Source organism: Neisseria canis (genome assembly GCF_900636765.1).
In the GTDB taxonomy this organism is placed as follows: Bacteria; Pseudomonadota; Gammaproteobacteria; order Burkholderiales; family Neisseriaceae; genus Neisseria; species Neisseria canis.
Map to the genome: position 1 here is coordinate 1,733,184 of NZ_LR134313.1, position 17,078 is coordinate 1,750,261.

The following is a 17,078-nucleotide window of genomic DNA, read 5'->3' on the forward strand; positions in this document are numbered from 1 at the left end:
GCCGGTTTGTGCTTAAATGAAACATGCCTGTCTGAAAACATTTTTCAGACAGGCATGGCTTTAATCAGGGTATAGAAGTTGCTTTAACCGATAATTTCCAAATCAACCCCCTGGCTGCGGCCGCGGCGGCTGCGCAACTGGATGTCGAGGCGCAGGTCGTTGGCCGAATCGGCGTTTTTGATGGCTTCCTGAAAACTGATAGAGCCTTGTTCGTACAGGTTGTATAAAGCCTGGTCGAAAGTTTGCATGCCGATATCGGTGGATTTTTTCATAATCTCTTTGATGTGGTGGATTTCGCCGCGGTGAATCAAATCGGAGATGAGCGGTGAATTCAGTAACACTTCCACAGCCGCAATCCGACCCCTGCCGTGTTCCAGCGGGATGAGGCGCTGCGAAATAAAGGCTTGCAGGTTCAACGACAAATCGGTCAAAAGCTGGTTGCGGCGCTCTTCGGGGAAGAAGTTGATAATGCGGTCGAGCGCTTGGTTGGAGCTGTTGGCGTGCAAAGTGGCCATACATAAGTGGCCTGTTTCGGCAAACGCCATGGCATATTCCATGGTTTCGCGGTCGCGAATCTCGCCGATCAAAATCACATCAGGCGCTTGGCGCAATGTGTTTTTCAGGGCGGCAAACCAGTTTTCGGTGTCCACGCCCACTTCGCGCTGCGTGATGATGCAGTTTTTATGCTGGTGTACGAATTCGATAGGATCTTCGATGGTAATGATGTGGTCGTTGCCGTGTTGGTTGCGGTAGTCGATCAGCGATGCCAGCGAAGTGGATTTGCCGGAGCCGGTTCCGCCCACGAAAATCACCAGGCCGCGTTTGCGCATTACCACTTGCTGCAAAACGGGCGGCAGGTTCAGCTGCTCGAAAGAGGGGATTTCGCTGCTGATTTGGCGGAACACCAAAGCCGTTGCCCCGCGTTGAACCATTGCGTTGACGCGGAAACGGGCGGTGCCGGGAAGCTGGATGGCGAAATTGCATTCGCTGGTGGTTGTAAATTCTTCAAGCTGTTTGGGATTCATTACCGAAGCAGCAATTTCGATACAGCGCTCCGGTGTGAGCGGCTGGTCGTTTAAGCGGGTAATTTTACCGTCGAGCTTGACTGCGGGGGGGAAGCCGGTGGTGATGAATAAATCGGACGCTTTGTATTGCACCATATATCGGAGCCATTGATAAAGCTCGTCTTTTGTGTCAATTGAATCGTGTAATGTGTTATCCATGGATAAGTTGGCCTTAAATTAGGATGGGATGGTTTAAATAATGAAACTTTTTGAAATCATTAATATTTTTCTAACTCGGCCGAAAGTTTCGCCAAAACTGACGCTGCGGCAAAAGGTAGAACCGTGCAATTATATCAGACCATATGTATAATCTAAGCTTAAGTTCCCTGCTTTATAAAGGTTTTACACCAAATGACCGAAATCAACATTAATAAGAAAACAAATAGACACAGTTTCAACCTTGCCCATACCGGAGCGGAGGAAGATTTTGTTTGTGGCGCTTTTGTCAACTTTACCAAACGGTCGAAGGGAATGCTATGAAAGCGGATACTGTTGCGATTATCGGGGCGATGGAGCAGGAAATCGAGCTTTTGAAGAGCCTGATGCACCATCCTGAAGAAGAGCGTTTCGGCAATTTTACCTTTTACCGCGGACGGCTGTTTAATAAGGAAGTGATTCTTTCCCTCAGCGGTATAGGCAAAGTGAATGCGGCCATTGCAACGACCATGGCCATCAACCGTTATCAGGCGGGTTGTGTGATTAACACCGGCAGCGCGGGGGGCTTGGGGGCTGCTTTGCAGGTAGGCGATGTGGTGGTGGGTACGTTGATTGCCCATCATGATGTGGATGTAACCGCGTTCGGCTATAAAATCGGCCAAGTGCCGAAGCTGCGCCCTGCTTTTGAAAGCGATAGTGATTTGGTTCGTGCTGCGGGCAAGGCGGCAAGGGAGTTTACCGGTGCGCGGATACATAAGGGTCTGATTGTGAGCGGCGATCAATTTATCCACAGCGCGGAGCAGGTGGCGCGTATCCGCCAGAATTTCTTCGGCGTGCAAGTGGTGGAAATGGAGGCTGCTGCGATTGCGCAAACCTGCGAGCAGTTCGGTGTGCCGTTTGTGGTTATCCGCGCCGTATCGGATTTGGCAGACGAAAAAGCCGATATCAGCTTTGAAGAATTTTTGGAAACGGCGGCGGTAAACTCTGCCAAAATGGTAAATTCGATTATCAGCAGCCTGTAATTTTGAGAGACCGGCGGAATGGGTTTCAGACAGGCATATTCTCAAACAAACGGCCAAACTGCCTGCGGGCGGATAAAGGTATGGCTTAAACCTGCGTGGATCGGCGTGTGGTTTGCCGCGGTTTATTTTGCCGGAAACGGTTTGGTTTTTTGTTTGCAAGGCAGTAGCCTGGCAGCGCCCGTCAGCTATGTAACCGCTTGGCCTTTTTCGCTGTTTTCTTCCGAATATACGGAAAGTTACGGCAGTTTTTTGATGCTCAATTCGCTGTGTTGGTATGCTGTGGGGCATGTGCTTTATAATATTTCCCGAATTACCGGCAAGGGCGTGCCGGCGGTTTCGGTGATGTTTATGTTTGTTTATGCCGTGGTGCTGGCGATCGTGTTTGTGTTGTTGTAAAGCCTGTTTGTGAGAATGAGCCGACTATGCCTGTCTGAAATGTTTCAGACAGGCATTTTGCTTGGGCGGATGCTTATAACCAAAGTGTATTTAGTTACAATTTTATGTTCTTTCCCAAAAGAAAGCTTAGTCTTTAGTATGTGGCTGGTTGCTATGGGATAGCCGGCCGGCTTGAAAAAGTAAGTCCCGTCATGCCTGGACGCGGCGGAAGCGTTACTGACATTAGGTGGTTTAACGATAAAAGCGCAATGCCTGTCTGAAAACGGTTCAGACAGGCATTCGGATAAGGTGGAATGATGCTGTTGCTGAAAACACAAACTGTTTTGCCCGGTTTCAAGCTGACGCTCGGGCTGAGTATGCTGACACTTTCGTTAATGGTGCTGATGCCCTTTGCGATGCTGGTTGCGACGGTAGCCGGAATGGGGTGGGCGGATTTTGTGCAGCAGATTGTTGCACCGCGGACTTTGGCTGCGGTGTGGCTCACGCTGAAAACTTCTTTTTTCGCCATGTTGGCCAATGTGGTGTTCGGTACGCTGGTGGCTTGGGTGTTGGTGCGCTACCGATTCTGGGGCAAGGGGCTGGTAAATGCTTTGGTTGATTTGCCTTTTGCGCTGCCGACTGCCGTAACCGGGGTGGCGCTGGCCACGCTTTATGCGCCTAACGGTTGGATCGGGCGTTGGCTGGAACCTTTCGGTATCAAGGTGGCGTTTACGCCGTTGGGTATCTGGGTGGCTCTGGTTGTGGTGAGCTTGCCGTTTATTGTGCGTGCCGTGCAGCCTGTTTTGGAAGAGTTGCCGGCCGAATATGAAGAGGCTGCGGTGTCTTTGGGGGCGGGCCGTTTTACGGTGTTCCGCCGCGTGCTGCTGCCGGAAATTCTGCCTGCTCTGATAACCGGTGCGGGCATGGCGTTTGCACGTGCAACGGGCGAGTACGGCTCTGTGATTTTTATTGCGGGAAATATTCCGATGGAGTCGGAAATTCTGCCTTTGATTATTGCCGGCAAGTTTGAGCTGTTTGATGTGAAGGGTGCGAGTGCCGTGGCTTTATTTATGCTGGGTATTTCGTTTGTGATTTTATTTATCTTAAATATTTTGCAATGGCGTTTGGCTAAACGCAAGCGTTGAGCGTGTTTGACGGAGTGAGACTATGAATACGGCTAAAACCAATCCTCTGCTTACCGAGTCGCGCATTGTGCGTTATGTGTTAATCGGAACGGCGCTATTGTTTCTCGGCCTGATGCTGGTGATGCCTCTGGTTGCTGTGTTTTGGAACGCGCTGGAAAAAGGGTGGCAGCTTTATCTTGCCGCGCTGACTGAAGCGGATGCTTTGCATGCGGTTAAGCTGACTTTGCTGATTGCGGCAATTGTGGTGCCGGTAAATATCGTGATAGGCGTTGCGCTGGCCTGGTTGCTCACGCGTTTTGATTTCCGCGGCAAGCAGTTGTTTACCACTTTGTTGGACTTGCCTTTTTCCGTATCGCCGGTAGTGGCCGGATTAATGTTTGTGCTTTTATTCGGTGCTAACAGTGTGATGGGCGGCTGGCTGGAAGCACGCGGTATTCAGATTGTGTTTGCTCTGCCCGGAATGATATTGGCTACTTTATTTGTTACTTTTCCGTTTATAGCGCGGGAGCTGATTCCTTTAATGCAGGCTCAGGGGGACAGTGAGGAGCAGGCTGCATTGATTTTGGGCGCGAGCGGCCGGCAGATGTTTTGGCGCATCACTCTGCCCAATATCAAATGGGCGCTGCTTTACGGGATTATTCTGACGAATGCACGGGCTATGGGCGAATTCGGCGCGGTAAGCATGGTGTCCGGCCACATTCGCGGGCAAACCAATACGCTGCCTTTGCAGGTGGAGATTCTTTATAACGAGTATAACTTTACTGCCGCATTCGCTTTATCCAGCCTACTGGCTTTATTAGCCTTGCTTACTTTGTTGTTGCAGAACGTGTTGGCCTGGAGGCGGCAAAGGCAGCTTGAATCGGCCGGTAATTAGGATGCCTGTCTGAAACAACCGTAAATAATTTGATGGAGCCTGAGCATGACCATACGCATTGAACAACTCAATAAATATTTCGGCAGTTTTCATGCCTTGAAAAACATTAATCTGACCATTCCGACAGGAAGCCTTACGGCGCTGCTCGGCCCTTCGGGCTGCGGCAAAACCACACTTTTGCGGATTATTGCAGGCTTGGAGCATGCGGACGGAGGCAGCATTTTCTTTGATGACGAAAATGTGACCCGCAAGCATGTGCGCGACCGTAAAGTCGGTTTTATGTTTCAGCATTATGCGCTGTTTAGGCATATGAATGTGTTTGATAACATTGCTTTTGGTTTGCAGGTGCTGCCGCGGAAAATCAGGCCGGCGGAAAGCCAAATTGCAGAGAAAGTTTACAGCCTGCTCAAGCTGGTGCAGCTTGAGCATCTTGCCAAAGCTTATCCCGGCCAACTTTCGGGCGGCCAGCGCCAACGCATCGCGCTCGCCCGCGCACTGGCTACCGAACCCAAACTGTTGCTGCTGGACGAGCCGTTTGGCGCGCTGGATGCTAAGGTGAGGAAAGAATTGCGTTATTGGCTGCGTCAAATCCATCATGAATTGGGAATTACCAGTGTGTTGGTTACGCATGATCAGGAGGAAGCTCTGGAAATGGCCGACAGCATCGTGGTAATGAACCACGGGGTAATTGAGCAAACGGGCAGCGGCGATGCTTTATATCATGAGCCGGAGAATGTGTTTGTTACAGAATTTCTCGGTGAGGTGAACGCGTTTGAAAATGCAAAAATAGAGCAGGGCAGCCTGTTTATCGGCGGTTATGAGGAAAAGCTGGAAGGCCGGGGGCATGAGCGGCAAAATGTAGTGGCTTATGTTCGCCCGCATGACTTGGCACTATCTGCAAAAGCGGGCGGCAACAGTATCGGAGATGCGGAAATAGCTTCCATACAAACTACCGGCCCTATGGTTCGGCTTATGTTGAAGCGCACGGGCAACAGCCGGATGTTGCAGGTGTTGGTTCCGCATAATGAATACCGCACTGAGTCGTTTGCATTGGGGCAAAGGGTGTGGCTGTATCCTAGAAAGCACATCGTATTCAAGCTGCCCGAGATGGTGGAATATGTGATTTAAGCGGCAGATAAAGCATCTGTTATGCCCGGGTTTAACGTAAATGCCTGTCTGAAAGTTTTCAGACAGGCATTGTTTATTGTTAACGGTAACTGTTATTTGGTGGTCAGTTGGTCAAATAAACCGCCGTCGGCGAAGTATTTTTTCATAATCTGATCCCAGGGGCCGAACACCTCCGTCGGGCGGAATGTTTCGACTTTCGGGAATGTAGCTGCGTTTGCTGCCAAAACATCTTTGTCTGTCGGTCTCAGGTAAAGCTTGGCGCCAAGCTCTTGTGCAGGTTTGCTCCATAAATAATTCAGATATTCGGTTGCGGCTGCAGTTGAGCCTTTTTTATCGGTAACGCTGTTGACTACTGCAACAGGGCTTTCCATTAAAATCGAATAACTGGGATAAATGATTTCAAAATTGCCATTGCCCAATTGTTTCCCGGCCAAATTGGCCTCGTTTTCAAATGTGATCAACACATCGCCGATGTTGCGCTGAACAAAAGTAGTGGTGGCCGCCCGCCCGCCGTTTTCAAATACCGGAACGTTTTTTAAGAGCTTTTTGGTAAATTCAATTGCTTTGGTTTCATCATTCTGATTGGTTTTTAACGCATAAGCATGGGCTGCCAGAAAAGAATAACGGCCGTTTCCTGAGGTTTTTGGGTTGGCAACCACCACTTTGATATTATCTCTGGCTAAATCCGACCAATCTTTAACTTGCAGAGGGTTGCCTTTTCGAACCAAGAAAACCGTCGTGCTGGTAAAGGGTACGGCGTTATTCGGAAACTGTTTTTGCCAATCGGAGGAGACCAAACCTTTTTGTACCAATAAATCAATATCCGAACTTTGATTCATCGTAACAACGTCTGCCTGCAAACCGTTTGCTACCGACAAAGCCTGCTTGCTGGAGCCGCCGTGTGATTGTTGGATATTAATGGTTACGTTAGGATGTTTGGTTGCGTAGTGTTTGGTGAAAATGGGATTGTAGTCTTTGTAATAATCGCGGGTTACGTCATATGAAACATTCAGCAGCGTTGCGGCGGCAACTTTATCGCTCGGAGCCGATGCCGATTTGTCGCCGGATTCGGGGGCGCAGCCGGGTAGGGCGAATACCGTTAATAAGGCAATCAAGTGTTTGGGTTTCATTTCATTTCCTTTTGCTTAATTTTAGAGATGACTTCTTCATTTTAAAGAAGGGTTTTTAATAAGAAAAAGAATGAATGATTGTTAGCTAATGCTTCTTGGTTATATAAAACCATCGCAATAGGGTGCTTTTCTGCGGTTGGGACAAAAACTTTAAAAAATGCTATCCTCTATTTTTTTACATTTCTAGCGATACAATGAAAAAGCTGATACCCATCGGAGTTACCGGTATTGTTTTGGCGCTGGCCGGCGTATTTGGCGGCGCGCCTTATTTTCTCGGGCAAAAAGCCGAGCAAGCATTAAACGAGCAGCACAAATTGCTTGCCCAAGCCAGCTTTCTCACAGTTGAATCACGTCAATACGAACGCGGTTGGTTCAGTGCTAAGGAAACGACCGTTATCAGATTGAAGCCCACATTGCTGAAAAACATGCAGCAATATCTGCCGGATAATCTGAAAACCATCTTGAACGAGCCGGTTACGGTAGTGAACCATATCAAACACGGTCCGTTTGCTTCCGGTTTGACACCGGTTAGTGCAAAAGTGGAAACCGAGTTCAAATATCATCCTGAAACGGAAAAAGCGCTCAAGCGGTTTTTCGGCGATCAGGCGCCATTGGCTTTAAGCAATGTGATTCACTTAAACGGTTCGGGCCAATTAACAGCCAGTATGCCTGCTTTTGACTACGAAGAGCTGTCGGGCATCAAGCTGAATTGGAAAGGCATGAACGGCACCACCGATTATCAGCCGGGCTGGTCGGATTACAGCCACAGCTACCGGGCGCCCGCATTGCTTGCCAAGCTGGCAGACAAAGGCGACGTGTCGCTGGAAAATCTGCAAATCAACACGCAAACCCAAGACGGCAAAACCCGGCTGTCGCTCGGCAACAGCAGCTTCAAGCTGGATAAATTTTCCGTGGTCTGGAAAGAAGGCGTTGATTACAATGTAAAAATCAACGAGCTGATTAATCTGGTAACCGATTTGCAGATTGGCGCTTTCATCAATCCTACCGGCCAGGTAGCCCCTTCTAAAATTGTGGTGGACAAGCTGCAATTTGACACCAAGATGGCGGAAAACGGCGATTGGATTAACAGCGAAGGCAAGTTTCAGTTTGCCAATCTGGTGTATGGCGAAGAACAATACGGCCCTTTGAATATTGATGTGGCCGCCGAGCATCTGGACGCTAAGAGCCTTTTGGTTTTGAAAAACAAAATGGCCGAAGCGGCATCCAAAGAAATGACCGGCCAGCAAATTCAGGATATGCTGATTCAGGCGGCGAAAAACGAAGCGGCCGGTTTGTTTATCAATAACCCGGTGATTAAAGTGCGCGCTTTCGATTTGAAGATGCCGCAAGGTAAAGTGTATTCCAGCGGCGAGTTGAAGTTTAACGGTCTCACACAACCTGATTTGAATAATTTCAACGCTTTAATCAAAAAAACGCATGCCGATTTCAAATTGCAGGTGCCGCAAAAGCTGCTGGAGAGTTTGGTAATCAATCAGGCGCGCAATGTGTTTACAGTTAATGCCGAGGATGAGGCGGAAGGCCGCGCCAGCTTAGATGATATTAACGAAACCTTGCGTTTGATGGTGGAAAATGTGGTGGCTTCGATGAACAGTGATGGTTATATCACGGTAAACAACGGCGATATAAGCACTCAAATGATGTTAAAAGACAGCCGGTTGCTGTTTAACGGCAAGCCGCTTAGAAGCGAACCTGATGATTTGGACATTGATGATGTAATTGAATTTCAAGAATCTCAGGCGGCAAGCGCTCCAAAAGCAGCTGCAAGCCAGCCTAAAGCAGGCGGTTGATTACTAAAAGCTTAATCTTAGTTCTGTTTGAAAATGCCTGTCTGAAAATCGTTTTCAGACAGGCATTGTTTATGGTTCGGCCGCTTGCATAGCAACAGTGTCGCCATATTCTAACTTGACCCGAATATCCGAAACTTTGTTGAAGCTCTCAAGATACTCGAGTCAAGCCCGAGTATAACGTGTGTGCTTTTTCTTAACTTGATTGACTATAGAAGTTGGTCTACACCGTTTTCGCAACGCGTCAGCTTATGCGTCAACGTTTTATTTAAAAGCGCATCGTTGTGGGGCAGTGCACCGCGTTCTGCTTCATGATGCCACAAATGATAGGCAATGCCGCCGAATTTCAGATTGCGGCGTTTTAAACCGTGATGATACAGACGGGCAACAAATTCGCTGTCTTCTTTGCCCCAACCGACAAATTCGTTGTTAAAACCGTTAACCGCCAGCGCATCCTCCCTAAAAAAGCCCATATTGCAGCTTTTAATGGATTTGTGGCTCTGGCTTTTTTTACGCCAAATGAATTTACTTAAATGACCGCAGCGCAAAGCGGATAAGCGTTTTTCTATTCCTTTGTCGAAGAAGGAAACGGATTCTGTTTGAGTCGGCCGGCTGAGTAACTCTGCGGTTTTCTCTTGGGTGAGCATAACGTGGGAGCCTTGGACGAGCGTGTTTTTTTGGGCGGCCAATATGTGGTCGCGGATGAACTCGGGATGCAGCACCATATCGCCGTCAATAGTCACCATGTATTCGCCGCTTGCGGCCGCTATGGCGCGATTGCGGGCTTGTGCGGCGCGGAAACCATCGTCTTCCTGCCACAGGTGTTTGACCGGAATGGCACAATTTTCAGCAAATGTTCGGATAACTTCTGCCGTATCTTCTCCGGAGCCGTCGTCTGCAATCAGGATTTCAACAGGCTTAATGCTTTGCCGCAGTATGGAATAAAGCACTTTTTGCAAGGCATCGGGGCGGTTGTAAGTGGTGATGAGCAGCGATACCTGCAAAGCTTGGTTGCGCTCATTCAGCTTGATGTATTTATAAAAAGAACCGCTGGCGTTGGAAAAAGAGATCACAAAACCGTCGCTGCCATATTTAAACCCCTGTCTGAAAAAATAGTTTTTAATAAATCCAGCTAATCCGTGCACAATGGCGGAGCCTGTTGAGGTGCGTTTGGTAAAGCGGAATTGATCGGCGTAGAGTGCGGTGTAGTATTGCATTTTTTGAATCAGGCCGTCGACCGAATCATAAGAATAGTGCAAAAGTTCGCCTGCTAAAGCAGTAATTTGAGTTCCTTCAGGCCGTTCTAATGATTCATGAACTTGCCGGTTGTTAAAGCGGGTATGCCGGCGGTTATAAAGGCGGCAGATGATATCGGGATGCCAGCCGCAGCCTTTGATTGCGCGGCCGCGGTAGTGGTTTAAGCGGGAGACGGTGTACATGCGGTTGATTTGCGATAAGTCTGCCTGGCGGATGCTTTGCATCAGCTCGGGTGTAACGATTTCATCGCTGTCTATGCTGAAAATCCAATCATGGCGCGCAAGCTTGGCTGCGAGGTTTTTCATCGGGCCGAAGCCGATGAATTCGTGTTTGTGTATGCTTACGTTGTTAAAACGGGCGGCGATATCGAGAGTGCGGTCGGTTGAACCGTTGTCTAACAACAATACTTCGTCGAAGCCGCTCAGGCGCTGCAATACTTCTGCCAGATATTTTTCGGAATTTTTAACCATCATGGCAGCGGTAACAGGTATTTTTTCGGTTGATTCGTTCATATTTGGGTACTTGATATTTAAGGAGAGAAGGCCGCCTGAACAGTGCAGACGACCTTTCTCGGTTTTTTTCAGACAGGCATTTTAAGGCAGTTGTTCGATGGATAAAGCCAATTCTTCAAACATTCTGTCGGCATCAACTTCGGTAACCCAATAAGCATTTGCCGGTTTGCCGGTTGAATTCCACCAATCCACCACACACGCCCCCATGGTTAATTCGCTGGAGGTTTCCACTTCTACATGGCATTCCCTGCCTTGGAACAGCTCCGGAAACACTGCGCAACTAATGGCGCAAGGGTCGTGCAAAGGGCCGCCTTCGGTGCCGAATTTTTGGATGTCGTAGCGTTCGTAACTTTGCAAAATGCCGGCCAAACGCGGGCCGTTTTCGTTATTCTGTTTACGCAACACGTCCATACGGGGCGTGGTGATGCAGGCTTTGTGGGTGACGTCAAGCGGCAAAATAGTGATGGGTGCGCCGCTTTGCAACACAATCTGAGCGGCGTGCGGGTCACAATAAAAATTGAATTCTGCTGCGGGTGTGATGTTGCCGGCTTCAAAATAATTACCACCCATTAAAACAATCCGTTTAATTGCGCGCGCGCAATCCGGTGCCAGCGTTAAAACTTGTGCGATGTTGGTAAGCGGGCCGATAGGGCAGATAACGATGCTGCCGTCTTCCGCTGCGCGCAAGGTGTCGATCAAATAGTTGACGGCGTGCTGCTCTTGCAGCGGGCAGCGTGGTGTGTGGCGCTCAACGCCGTCTAACCCGGTTTTCCCGTGCACTTCTTCGGCGGTAACCAAATTTCGCAGCAGCGGTTTGGCGGCACCCGAATATACGGCAAAATCTTCCTTCCCCGCCCAATCGCAAATAATCCTTGCATTTTCAGAGGTGTAACCGATGCCTACATTGCCGGCTACTACGGTGATCGATATAAAATCAATCAGCCCGCGCTTGACCAAACCGTGTGCCATTAAAATGGCGGCCGCATCGTCCTGGCCGGGATCGGTATCGATAATCAGGCGGATTTTTTCAGACATATTCAAGCACTTCCTGTAAGTGTTGGGATGAAGTTTGGAGTGTAACGCAGTCAAGATAACGATACAATATGCGCTTTTCTTAATTTCAGACAGGCATTGTAGATATGCGTTTGGTGCTGGCGCCTATGCAGGGGCTGACGGATGATGTGATGCGCGATTTGTTGACGCGCATTGGTGGGTTTGACGAGTGTGTGAGCGAGTTTGTACGCATTACGCACACGGTGCATTCACGCGCGACTTGGTTACGGTATGCGCCTGAAATTGCGAATGGCAATAAAACGTTTGCAGGCGTGCCCTGTACGGTGCAGCTTTTAGGAAGTGATGCGGAGAATATGGCAGTCAATGCGCTGGCTGCGGTACGTTTCGGTGTGGAAAAAATCGATCTCAACTTCGGTTGTCCGGCGCCTACGGTAAATAAGCATCAAGGCGGTGCGGTTTTATTAAAGGAGCCCGACAGGGTATTTCATATTGTCAAAACCCTACGTGATGCTTTGCCGGAGCACATACCGCTCACGGCAAAAATGCGTTTGGGTTTTGAGGATAAAACGCTGGCTTTGGAAAACGCCCGTGCAATTAATGAAGGTGGAGCCTGCGGACTGACTGTACATGCCCGTACCAAAGTAGAAGGCTACGAACCTCCTGCCCACTGGGAATGGGTGCGTAAAATTGCCGATGCTGTGGATATTCCGGTTACGGCAAACGGAGATGTGTTTACGCTGGCTGACTATATAGGCATTAAAGAAGCAAGCGGTTGCGACAGCATAATGTTGGGACGCGGCGCGGTTATGTTGCCGGATTTGGCACGACAGATTAAGCAGTATGAAAAAGGAGAACCGGTTCGGGCTATGCCATTTGAAGAAGTCATGGAATGGATAATGCTGTTTGTTAAATTATGTATCCAAAAAGAAGGAGAAAATAAATATCCTGTTGCGAGATTGAAACAATGGCTTGGGATGATGAGAAAAGCCAATCCCTATGCTGACGGGCTATTTGAATATATTCGGTCAATAAAAGAGATAAGCGGTATAAAAATTGCTTTACGGGAGTATGAATTTCAGATAAAAAAGCATCTTTAATTTTTTATATTTTGGCGAATATTGAAAATTTAAACTTTATCGGGGAACAAAAATGAAATTTAAACATCATATGCCAAGTTCAAAATTTCAACAACATGAGCTCACACATATGCAAGAAATAATAAACCAATCGAAAGAAATTCCTATGTCGGACATTGAGAATGGTCAATTAATCGCGCAGGAGTTGAAATCAGAAGGAGCTTTCGCTCTTCAGAACCAAGAAACCTACCAATTATTTACCGAGCAATGGATTGTTCCGGAGGAACGGATACAAACTGTTTACAATGAAATCGGTTATACGCACTTGGCAAATAACGCTTCCGCTGATGTAACGAATGATGCGAGTATTGCCGATCCGCAAGCTGAAGAAATTGCGCCTGTAAGCGATTCCGGCTCTGGAAAAATGCCGTGGATTGTCGGTGGTTCAGGTTTGTTATTGGCTGGTTTAGCTGCCGCTGCTGCCGGAGGTTCTTCGGGAGGCGGGGATTCAAGTGCAAAATCAGAAAATACAGCCAAGAAACGTATTGTTAGCGAAGAAAGCTCTGCGCAGCAGCCTGCCGAATCTTCTAAAATAAGAGAAAACGAAACAACAGCTGTCGCGCCTGCAACAGAATTACCGGCTGCTCCGGTAGAAGACAATCATTCCGACACCGAACCGGATAATACACAGCAAACGGAAGAAGAAAACAAAACAGCAGGTGCAGCCCAGGCTGCAACCGAATCGTCGGCTCCGGTGGAGGAAGTTCAGCCTGTTGAGGAAGTTAGTGAAACGCCAAAAACTGAAATTCAAGAAACTCCGGCGCCCACGCCCGAGCGTACGGAAGAACCCGCACCTATTGTAAAAGATGCTGAGCCTTCTCAAGAAGCAGCCGCAGATCCCGGTCAAAACATTAACCAACCGGCAGAAGCTTCTCCGGAACAAGATCATGCAGCCGACCAGCCGGCTACAACAGAGCCGAAACAGGAAACAGAAGCTGCACCGGAAATAAGTGAACCGGCTACTGAGCCAACTGCGCCGACTAAAGAGAATGTTGCTCCGGAAAACACGGAAACCAACAACGGCATCATAGACCGTAACCAACAAGAAAGCCACACTCAGGCAGAGCCTGCTCCTCAACCCGCAGTGAACGGCAAGCAAAGCGGTTTAACCTTGGATATCGCCAAGCATTTCTATTCTGCCGATGTCATCAAGAAATATATCGATACCATCAGCAAATCAGGCGGTACATTCCTGCAATTGCACTTATCCGATGATGATAACTATGCATTTGAGAGCACTGTGCTGAACCAGCGTGCAGCCGACGCAATCCATAATGAAGACGGTACTTACACCAATCCGAAAACGGGTAAACAGTTTTTAAGCTACGAGCAGATTGCAGATATTGTTTCTCATGCTAAAGCTAAAGGTGTAGAGCTGATTCCCGAAGTGGATACGCCCAACCATATGGATGCTATTTTTGATTTGTTGACCCTTCACAAAGGAGAGGCTTATGTGAAGAGCATTAAATCAGAAATGGTAAATGACGAAATCAAGATTACCGATCCTAAAGCGGTAGACTTCGTTAAAAGCCTTTATAGTGAAGTAATCGGGTTGATGCAGGGCAACAGCAAGCATTTCCATATCGGTGGGGACGAATTTGGTTACAGTGCTTTAAGTAACCATGAGTTCATCACTTATGCCAATAATTTATCGGAATTCTTGGAAGACAAAGGCTTGAAAACCCGTATGTGGAACGACGGCCTTTTGAAAACCAGCTTGAAAGATTTGAATCCTGCCATTGAAATCACTTATTGGAGTTATGACGGCAATCCGGGAGTTGATTCTGTGGCCGCCGATCGCCGGGCGGAACGTGCAAGCATGAAAGACTTGCTGGACGAAGGCTTTGATGTTTTGAATTACAACTGGTATTACTTGTATTTCGTGCCGGATGAAGGCGTAACCAATGCCGAAAGCGGTGCTCATATGGCCAGCGATATTCAAGCTACATGGAATTTGGATATCTGGGATGGCCAAGATCATTCCAACAAGCTTTCAGATACCGGTAAAGTAATCGGCTCGTCTCTAACGATTTGGGGCGAAAATGCTGATAATTTGACGGATGACGAGATTTACGAATGGAGTGCCAATGGTTTGGCTGCTTTGATCAGTAAAACCAATGCGGAATCAATCGACAAAGAAAGCTTGTCAAAAGTAAGCTTGGATATTACCAAAGAGATCCGCGATAACGGTGTGATTAACCTGAAGAGTTCAGCTTCCGAACTGGTGGACGTTTCTCTTGCCGACGATTTACTTTCCAGCTATTCGTTTGTATGGCTAAACGGCGATACCGACGACATGTTGACATTGTCTTCAGACTGGTCGTTCAGCGGAGCTAGCGAATATAAAGATAATGTTAGCTACAGTCTCTATAAGCAGGGTAATAACCACCTCTATGTAGATACCGATATGCCGGTGGAGATTCTCTAAAGTAAAGTGGTCGTAACCTAATAAATGCCTGTCTGAAAGCTGATACAGAGTTTTCAGACAGGCATTTTTATTGGGGCTGAAATAATTAGCCCTTAAAGTTATTTGCTATAGTTAATCAACACATTTTTAATACAAGGCAGCAAACCGCAGACAGTACAGATAGTACGGCAAGGGCAGCAACGCTGTAGTAAAAGTTAAGTTGATTAACGTATATAACATATTCTTGAGAGATAAAGAGACTTGCCTTGATATGACGGGTCTCTTTCGGGGAGCAGTGAAGTTTCAGAGTAGTTTTATATGGTAATAATATAGAGATTGTCGTGCGGCCCCTAACGATCTATTTAGCTTGGTTCGCAGCTATGTTCTGATAACCCAAAATCAAAGCAAAATCCCAAGCTGTTAAGGGCTTGGGATTTGTATTTGGCGGAGTAGGAGGGATTCGAACCCTCGATCCAGGTTTTAGCCCAGATGCACCCTTAGCAGGGGTGTGCCTTCAGCCTCTCAGCCACTACTCCGTTTCGAAGAAACATGAAATATAAAGGTTTAGAGCTATTGTGTCAAGCTTTTAGATTAGGCTAAATCTTAACTGATTGAAGTTAAATTAAATAAAAACCCATTGCAGTTGCAATGGGTTTTTACTTGGCTTACGAGACCTTACATGCGCTCAATCATGGCTTTGCCGAAGGCCGAGCAAGATACTTCGTTCGCACCGTCCATCAGGCGGGCAAAGTCGTAAGTAACTTGTTTGTCGCCGATGGCTTTTTCCATGGATTCGATTACCAAATCAGCCGCTTCTTTCCAGCCTAAATGGCGGAGCATCATTTCAGCAGACAAAATTAGAGAACCGGGGTTTACTTTGTCTTGGCCGGCGTATTTGGGCGCAGTACCGTGGGTAGCTTCAAATACGGCGTATTTGTCGGAAATATTTGCGCCGGGGGCGATACCGATACCGCCTACTTGAGCAGCCAAGGCATCGGAAATGTAGTCGCCGTTCAGGTTAAGTGTGGCGATTACATCGTATTCTGCAGGGCGCAATACGATTTGTTGGAGGAACGCATCGGCAATGGCATCTTTTACGATGATTTCTTTGCCGGTTTTCGGGTTTTTAAATTTGCACCATGGGCCGCCGTCGATCAATTCTGCACCGAATTCTTTTTGTGCCAATTCGTAGCCCCAATCACGGAAACCGCCTTCGGTAAATTTCATGATGTTGCCTTTGTGAACCAAAGTTACGCTGTCGCGGTCGTTGTCGATGGCGTATTGGATGGCGGCGCGCACCAAGCGGGTGGTACCTTCTTTGGAAACGGGCTTAATGCCGATGCCAGATGTTCCAGGGAAGCGGATTTTTTTCACGCCCATTTCGTTTTGCAGGAAGTTGATGATTTTTTTAGCGCTGTCGCTTTCGGCTTCCCATTCGATACCGGCGTAAATGTCTTCGGTGTTTTCACGGAAAATCACCATATCGGTTTTGCTGGGGTCTTTCAACGGAGAAGGTACGCCGTTGAAGTAGCGAACGGGGCGCACGCATTGGTATAAGTCTAATTCTTGGCGCAAAGCTACGTTTAACGAACGGATACCGCCGCCTACGGGAGTGGTCATCGGGCCTTTGATGGATACGGAGTATTCTTTCAGGGCTTCCAGAGTTTCTTCGGGCAGCCAAACGTTGTCGCCGTATACGCGGGTGGCTTTTTCACCTGCGTAAACTTCCATCCAATGGATTTTTTTCTCGCCACCATAAGCTTTCTCTACGGCAGCGTCGATTACCGCTTTCATTACGGGCGTAATGTCTACGCCGATCCCGTCGCCTTCGATGAAGGGGATAATCGGGTTGTTGGGAATAGCTTGACCGGGAATGATTTTTTGACCTTCTGCGGGTACTTGGATATGACTCATGGTGTCTCCTGATTGTTAGGTTCGTTTTTTTCTTCAGAGCAAGCACCGGCCTTCCGGTGCGCCTTCGTGTGATTATGCGGTATTTTTGTTGATTACGCTAGGGTTTGCGGGTAATAAACTTGATTAAACTACTTAATAC

Annotated in this window: 13 protein-coding genes and 1 tRNA gene; 8 read left to right on the top strand and 6 right to left on the bottom strand. The window is 47.9% G+C overall.

Going from position 1 to position 17,078, the window contains the following annotated elements; all coding sequences use genetic code 11:
- Positions 1–83: 83 nt before the first annotated feature.
- Positions 84–1,223 (bottom strand): PilT/PilU family type 4a pilus ATPase, encoded by a 1,140-nt coding sequence (locus tag EL143_RS08145; RefSeq protein WP_085415913.1) that lies wholly within the window; start codon positions 1,221–1,223, stop codon positions 84–86.
- Positions 1,224–1,540: 317 nt separating this feature from the next.
- Here EL143_RS08145 and EL143_RS08150 point away from each other — a divergent pair, with 317 nt between their 5' ends.
- The 5 genes from EL143_RS08150 to EL143_RS08170 all read left to right on the top strand — a co-directional run bounded on the left by EL143_RS08150 (position 1,541) and on the right by EL143_RS08170 (position 5,764).
- Entirely contained in the window at positions 1,541–2,242 is a 702-nt protein-coding gene (locus EL143_RS08150) for a 5'-methylthioadenosine/adenosylhomocysteine nucleosidase (RefSeq protein WP_085415912.1), read from the top strand.
- A gap of 18 nt (positions 2,243–2,260) precedes the next feature.
- Positions 2,261–2,638: a hypothetical protein gene (locus EL143_RS08155; RefSeq protein ID WP_085415911.1), complete on the top strand. Its 378-nt coding sequence runs from the start codon at positions 2,261–2,263 to the stop codon at positions 2,636–2,638.
- A 296-nt stretch (positions 2,639–2,934) separates the two neighbouring features.
- Positions 2,935–3,762: a sulfate ABC transporter permease subunit CysT gene (cysT, locus tag EL143_RS08160; protein WP_085415999.1), complete on the top strand. Its 828-nt coding sequence runs from the start codon at positions 2,935–2,937 to the stop codon at positions 3,760–3,762.
- 22 nt (positions 3,763–3,784) lie between these two features.
- Positions 3,785–4,636, top strand: coding sequence for a sulfate ABC transporter permease subunit CysW (gene cysW / locus EL143_RS08165; RefSeq protein WP_085415910.1), 852 nt, complete (start codon positions 3,785–3,787; stop codon positions 4,634–4,636).
- A gap of 45 nt (positions 4,637–4,681) precedes the next feature.
- A complete protein-coding gene (locus EL143_RS08170) occupies positions 4,682–5,764 on the top strand; it encodes a sulfate/molybdate ABC transporter ATP-binding protein (protein ID WP_085415909.1) in 1,083 nt (360 codons plus the stop codon).
- Positions 5,765–5,856: 92 nt separating this feature from the next.
- On the opposite strand, the gene EL143_RS08175 is transcribed toward EL143_RS08170, so the two are convergent.
- Positions 5,857–6,894, bottom strand: coding sequence for a sulfate ABC transporter substrate-binding protein (locus EL143_RS08175; RefSeq protein WP_085415908.1), 1,038 nt, complete (start codon positions 6,892–6,894; stop codon positions 5,857–5,859).
- A gap of 194 nt (positions 6,895–7,088) precedes the next feature.
- On the opposite strand from EL143_RS08175, the gene EL143_RS08180 reads away from it, so the two are divergent.
- The gene (locus EL143_RS08180) at positions 7,089–8,702 is read left to right on the top strand and encodes a YdgA family protein (RefSeq protein ID WP_085415907.1); all 1,614 of its coding nucleotides are present in this window, start codon (positions 7,089–7,091) and stop codon (positions 8,700–8,702) included.
- Between the two features lie 206 nt (positions 8,703–8,908).
- Here EL143_RS08180 and EL143_RS08185 read toward each other — a convergent pair whose 3' ends face one another.
- Positions 8,909–10,468, bottom strand: coding sequence for a glycosyltransferase family 2 protein (locus tag EL143_RS08185; RefSeq protein ID WP_085415905.1), 1,560 nt, complete (start codon positions 10,466–10,468; stop codon positions 8,909–8,911).
- Positions 10,469–10,549: 81 nt separating this feature from the next.
- Positions 10,550–11,503, bottom strand: coding sequence for a nucleoside hydrolase (locus EL143_RS08190; RefSeq protein WP_085415904.1), 954 nt, complete (start codon positions 11,501–11,503; stop codon positions 10,550–10,552).
- Positions 11,504–11,607: 104 nt separating this feature from the next.
- On the opposite strand from EL143_RS08190, the gene EL143_RS08195 reads away from it, so the two are divergent.
- Both EL143_RS08195 and EL143_RS12500 read left to right on the top strand, forming a co-directional pair.
- Positions 11,608–12,579: a tRNA dihydrouridine synthase gene (locus EL143_RS08195; protein WP_085415903.1), complete on the top strand. Its 972-nt coding sequence runs from the start codon at positions 11,608–11,610 to the stop codon at positions 12,577–12,579.
- Positions 12,580–12,631: 52 nt separating this feature from the next.
- The gene (locus EL143_RS12500; RefSeq protein WP_197719587.1) at positions 12,632–15,046 is read left to right on the top strand and encodes a family 20 glycosylhydrolase; all 2,415 of its coding nucleotides are present in this window, start codon (positions 12,632–12,634) and stop codon (positions 15,044–15,046) included.
- 421 nt (positions 15,047–15,467) lie between these two features.
- Here EL143_RS12500 and EL143_RS08205 read toward each other — a convergent pair.
- Positions 15,468–15,561 (bottom strand) — tRNA-Ser (locus EL143_RS08205).
- A 139-nt stretch (positions 15,562–15,700) separates the two neighbouring features.
- A complete protein-coding gene (gene icd / locus EL143_RS08210) occupies positions 15,701–16,939 on the bottom strand; it encodes an NADP-dependent isocitrate dehydrogenase (protein ID WP_085415902.1) in 1,239 nt (412 codons plus the stop codon).
- Between the last annotated feature and the right edge of the window lie 139 nt (positions 16,940–17,078).